Source organism: Polynucleobacter sp. Fuers-14 (genome assembly GCF_018882045.1).
GTDB lineage: Bacteria > Pseudomonadota > Gammaproteobacteria > Burkholderiales > Burkholderiaceae > Polynucleobacter.
Window position 1 is genome coordinate 1 of record NZ_JACVPG010000039.1, and the last position, 5,307, is coordinate 5,307.

Genomic DNA, 5,307 nt, shown 5'->3' on the forward strand with positions numbered 1-5,307 from the left:
GCAACCCGTTTTTGGCCGCCGGATTTTAAATACTCATTAACTACCTGGAGCTTGAACTCCGTACTGTATTTGCTCATAAAACAAAACCCCCTTGGTTGGACTTGATGTCCAACTTTTGGGGGTCAGTTCATTAGGGCGGTTTTTCTTTGGGCGCTTAGAGTGCTTGCCTATTGTAAAAAGGGCTTTGGTCCCCATATAGGTCTTTGTAGGTGTATTTGGTGCCCAGGAAGGGACTCGAACCCCCACAACCTTACGATCGCCAGCACCTGAAGCTGGTGCGTCTACCAATTTCGCCACCTGGGCATGCCCTTATTATAGAGGGATGGGCGTTTTGAGGTCATTTCTACCCCCATTTGGCTTTTTCCCCTCAGACTTGGTGGTTTGATACAGTAGCCTTATTCATAACAAAAATAGATATCAGTAGATATATACAGGGCATGTATTGCCGAAGGAATTAAATGCGTAAAGCAAAAGACTTGATGCCACGTGAGGCTGACCGCTTAGGAACAGTTCAAGGGCATCGAGATGGATTTGGATTTGTTATTCCCGATGATGGTGGTGAGGATATCTTTCTGTCAGAAAGAGAAATGTCACGCGTCATGCACGGCGACAGAGTCAATGTCAGGGTGCTAGGAACGGATCGACGTGGTCGCCCAGAAGGGCAGATTGTTGAAGTAGTTCTGCACGCTAATAAAGTAGTGATTGGTCGTCTCTTAAATGAAAACGGTGTTCTGATTGTTGCGCCAGAAGATAAGCGCATTGGTCATGACATTTTGATTCCGCCTAAGGGTCAAGGACAAGCGAAGCTAGGCCAGGTTGTCAGCGTAGAGATTATTGATTACCCAGATAGCTATCGTCAGGCAGTTGGGCGTGTAGTTGAAGTATTGGGTGAGATTGACGACCCCGGTATGGAAATCGAAATCGCTGTACGTAAGTATGGCGTCCCCCATGAATTTTCTGCCGCCGCTATGAAAGAGGCTGCGGCATTGCCAGATACAGTCCAGCAATCCGATCTAGAAGGTCGTGTTGATTTACGTGACGTGCCTTTAGTCACTATTGACGGTGCTGATGCGCGAGACTTTGATGACGCTGTCTATTGCGAACCCGTCATGTACGGCCAGACTAAGGCTTGGCGTTTGATCGTGGCGATTGCTGACGTATCCCATTACGTCAAACCGGGTCAGCCATTAGATGACGAGGGCTTATTGCGTGCTACTTCAGTCTACTTCCCAAGACGTGTAATCCCTATGCTTCCAGAGAAGATCTCGAATGGTCTTTGCTCGCTGAATCCTGGCGTAGACCGCCTGTGTATGGTGTGCGATTCGGTTGTCGATAACAACGGTATTGTGTTGGCTTACCAGTTTTATCCAGCGGTAATGCACTCAGCGCAACGTTTTACTTACGACACTGTTTGGGAGATTCTGTCCAATAGTAAGGGTCCAGAGGCAACACGCTTTGCTCAGTTCCGCCCATTACTCGGCAACCTTTACTCTCTTTACAAGATTCTATTGGCTGCTCGTGAGAAGCGGGGCGCTATTGAGTTTGAGACAACTGAAACACAAATCATTAGTAATGAGCTTGGCAAGATACTTCGCATTGAGCCGCGCCTTCGCAATGATGCCCACCGCTTAATTGAAGAGTGCATGTTGACTGCTAACGTATGTGCAGCCGACTTTATTGAAAAAAATAAGCACCTTAGTCTCTATCGTGTACATGGTGAGCCATCAGAAGAGAAGTTGGTTGCTTTGCGCCAAGTTTTGAGAACTTCAGGTCTGTCATTGGGCGGTGGCGATAAACCTAAGCCACGTGACTACGCTAAATTAATGCGTGAAATTAAAGAGCGCCCCGATGCCAATATGCTGCAGTCAGTGGTATTGCGCTCCATGCAACAAGCGATGTACCAGCCCGACAATGAAGGCCACTTTGGCTTGGCTTACCCAGCTTACTCACATTTCACAAGCCCGATCCGCCGTTATCCTGATTTGCTAACGCATCGCGTGATCAAATCGATTCTTCAGAAAAAACCATACGTTCCTGTATTGCCTCCGAAGGTTCCACTCAATCTCACCTTGCCACGTAAAGGCAAAGGTCGTGAGAATGCAGTCAATGCCAAGAAATCCCAAAGCGATGCAAAAGCAGGGGCAGCCAAAGGTACTAAGCCACCTAAGGGTGCCAACGCCGCATTGCCAATCTGGGGCCAATTGGGCGTTCATTGCTCATCCAATGAGCGTCGTGCTGATGAAGCTTCACGTGATGTAGAAGCTTGGCTCAAGTGCTACTACATGCGTGACCATTTAGGTCAAGAATATGCTGGTACTGTCACCGGCGTTGCAAACTTTGGTTTATTTATTCAGCTAGAGAATCTCTTTGTCGAAGGTATGGTGCATGTCACCGAGCTTGGCGGAGATTACTTCCAATATGACGAGGCTCGCCAAGAATTGCGTGGAGAGCGTACTGGTATTCGCTATCGCTTGGGCGATCGTTTACATGTATTGGTCAGTCGAGTTGACTTAGATGCGCGCAAGATTGAATTTAGTCTTGTCAAATCCGTTGGTGCTGAGCCTGGCGGATCTTCCAATCGTCGTCAATTGCTATTGGCAACGGATACAGGCAGACCCAATAAAAAAGCAGCCCCTCAAAGAGGTCGTTCTGACAACAAGGTTCCACAAAAGCCAAGTGGCATCAATGTCAATGCAGCTAAATCTGCTGGAACGCTTGGAGCTAACCAGTCTAAGAGTAAAGCCACTCGCAAAAATGGCAAAGCAAAGCCCGGCAGGGCCGTCGGCAAGCCTGCAGGCAGCAAGCCTCCAGTTCGCAGTACTAAAGCACGCCGCAAATAAAGAATAGAAAAGAAAATGAAGCAAATATTAGTAGGTTTTCATGCGGTGCAAGCGCGCTTACGAGTTGATCCAGGCAGTTTGAAGTCTGTGTACTTTGACTCCGGTCGTCGTGATAGACGTATGGGGGATTTTTTAAAGCAAGCCGAAGAGATTTTGGGTGAGCGTTTGCATGCAGCAGATGCAGAGCGCCTCCATAAGTTGACAGGGCATGATCGTCACCAAGGTGTTGTTGCTTTGGCTGAAAAAATGACTGTGGCACGCACTGTCACTGAAGTGGTTGAGGATGCTGAGAGTGCTCAGAAAAAACCATTGTTTTTGGTTTTAGATGGCATTACTGATCCCCATAACTTTGGCGCTTGCTTGCGTGTAGCAGATGGTGCGGGCGTAGATGCCGTAGTAGTTCCTAAAGATCGCTCTGCATCGATTAATGCCACCGTTAGCAAGGTCTCTAGTGGGGCATCAGAAGTGATGCCAGTCATTACGGTGACTAACCTCGTACGCAGTATGAAAGAAATGCAAGAAGCGGGTGTTTGGCTGATTGGCACAGACGACGAAGCTACAAAATCGATCTATGACATCGACCTTACAGGCCCCATTGGGATTGTGATGGGGGCTGAAGGTGAGGGTATGCGTCGCCTTACTAAAGAAAACTGTGATGAATTGGTTCGAATACCGATGCAAGGTGTTGTATCGAGTTTGAATGTGTCTGTTGCAAGTGGCGTATGCTTATATGAGGCATTAAGACAGCGCCTAGCTAAAGTATCTGACAAAGCTGCCAAGTAAAACAAGGAGCTTCATATGAAATGCAATATTGGACATACTGATCGCGTTCTGCGAATGACTGTTGGCGTCACGCTAATGGGCTTAGCTGGTTTTGGCATTACTGGCCCATGGGCTTGGACTGGAATTGTTCCCTTATTAACGGGGATGATTGGCAATTGCCCAGCTTACTCAATGCTTGGCATCAATACCGCCAAGAAGTAAGTAATACTCTTATTTATTGCTGAAATCGTTAACAAAGCCATCCTCTAGGGTGGCTTTTTTTGTCGCTGGGAGTCTGCTTTCGGCCAACATGAGACGCTGCTACCCTTATTTTTAGAGGGGTGGCTGGGGAGATATTCCCTTTTTCCGCTAAGAGACATTAAGGCGGGAATTAAGATAACTATAATTAAAGATATAAATTATTAAAACTAATTACTAGGAGTTTCTGTGGAAAATCGTTTATTACTCTCTATTGCAGCACTCTTTGTTGGTGTGGTAGTTGCTGCTTGTGGTGGAGGCGGTGGTTCCAGCTCCACTTCTAGCACTAGCCCTGCAGCTCCAGTAGCCGCAACGACTGCGACCTATACGACCTCATCAGCCGCTGGTGAGGTTATTTCCTTTACTGTTGATACAACCAATAAGGTTTATAGCTATACCGATATTCAGTCTAGCTATGGATTTACTGGAAAGACTGGAACCGGAACATTAACATCTCAAAATTCAGATGGCTCTTGGAACCTATCAACTTCATCAGATAGCTTCATTAAGTCTGCCACTGCTTTAATGAGTTCAAATGGTCTCGTAGCTGGTCAGTTAACCGTTAACTATGGCGGTGGGGCTGGCAATCAAACAAATCCAATGTTTGGCGTAAACGGTCCAATTACTTCAATAGCCAATTTGGCTGGGACATATAACTATATTAGCCAAGCTTGCTCCACTAAAACGTATGGCGTTAATACAAATGCATGTAATCCTGCGCATGGAACACTGACTGTTGATGCATCTGGCGCCTACAAAATTTGCAAGAATGCTAACCTTGTGCTTGATACCGCTTGCTCAGGTGGAACGCTAACAACTGGCACTATTTCAGCAACCTCAAACTCAGGTGTTTACAACTTATTGAGAAATAACGGCAGTCAAAGTCCAAATCCAGTTGGCGGTACATCGGGTAGTTTTGTGGCATACACCGCTGCTAACGGTCAAAAAGTAGTGGTTGTTGACTTATCGGATAACTACTACGGCTATGGTCAGATAGTTGGCTCAACACAGACAGCAATCGTCACTAGTCAAACCGATGGAACGTGGTATTGGGTTGAAAATGATGGCTTAACTGGAACCACAGTAATTTCTGGTTTGGGATTTACTGCGTATCCAACAGGTATGAGTTCGGTCACCGGAACACTGACCACAAATGCCAATTGGGCTGGACTGCTTAGCTTCACTCGTGCTGATGGCACCTTTGGATCTGCGATCCTAGCCGGTAGCGGTTTATATGTAGCCCACGACAATACAAATAGCGGTAATTACGAGGTTGGGATTAAGAAGTAATTAGCTTCTGGCCTTTATTAGAAAGAGCCGCCTTCGTGAACTGACCCCCAAAAGTTGGACATCAAGTCCAACCAAGGGGGTTTTGTTTTATGAGCAAATACAGTACGGAGTTCAAGCTCCAGGTAGTTAATGAGTATTTAAAATCCGGCGGCCAAAA

General features: G+C 46.7%; 4 protein-coding genes and 1 tRNA gene. 4 read left to right on the top strand and 1 reads right to left on the bottom strand.

Translation table 11 applies throughout. The features are described 5' to 3' along the window. Positions 1–216 precede the first annotated feature (216 nt). A tRNA-Leu gene (locus ICN40_RS11580) sits at positions 217–303 on the bottom strand. Between the two features lie 155 nt (positions 304–458). Between ICN40_RS11580 and rnr the strand changes: the two genes are divergently transcribed. The 4 genes from rnr to ICN40_RS11600 all read left to right on the top strand — a co-directional run bounded on the left by rnr (position 459) and on the right by ICN40_RS11600 (position 5,150). Continuing rightward, a complete protein-coding gene (gene rnr / locus ICN40_RS11585; RefSeq protein ID WP_216244142.1) occupies positions 459–2,840 on the top strand; it encodes a ribonuclease R in 2,382 nt (793 codons plus the stop codon). Positions 2,841–2,855: 15 nt separating this feature from the next. Beyond that, positions 2,856–3,623, top strand: coding sequence for a 23S rRNA (guanosine(2251)-2'-O)-methyltransferase RlmB (rlmB, locus tag ICN40_RS11590; RefSeq protein ID WP_216244144.1), 768 nt, complete (start codon positions 2,856–2,858; stop codon positions 3,621–3,623). Between the two features lie 15 nt (positions 3,624–3,638). Then, entirely contained in the window at positions 3,639–3,824 is a 186-nt protein-coding gene (locus ICN40_RS11595) for a DUF2892 domain-containing protein (protein ID WP_216244147.1), read from the top strand. Positions 3,825–4,049: 225 nt separating this feature from the next. After that, positions 4,050–5,150 (top strand): hypothetical protein, encoded by a 1,101-nt coding sequence (locus ICN40_RS11600; protein ID WP_216244148.1) that lies wholly within the window; start codon positions 4,050–4,052, stop codon positions 5,148–5,150. Positions 5,151–5,307 lie beyond the last annotated feature (157 nt).

What these genes read in the sequence shown, in the direction of transcription:
- rnr (WP_216244142.1), top strand. Translation starts at nt 459, where the DNA reads ATGCGTAAAGCAAAAGACTTGATGCCACGTGAGGCTGACCGCTTAGGA.
- rlmB (WP_216244144.1), top strand. Translation starts at nt 2,856, where the DNA reads ATGAAGCAAATATTAGTAGGTTTTCATGCGGTGCAAGCGCGCTTACGA.
- ICN40_RS11595 (WP_216244147.1), top strand. Translation starts at nt 3,639, where the DNA reads ATGAAATGCAATATTGGACATACTGATCGCGTTCTGCGAATGACTGTT.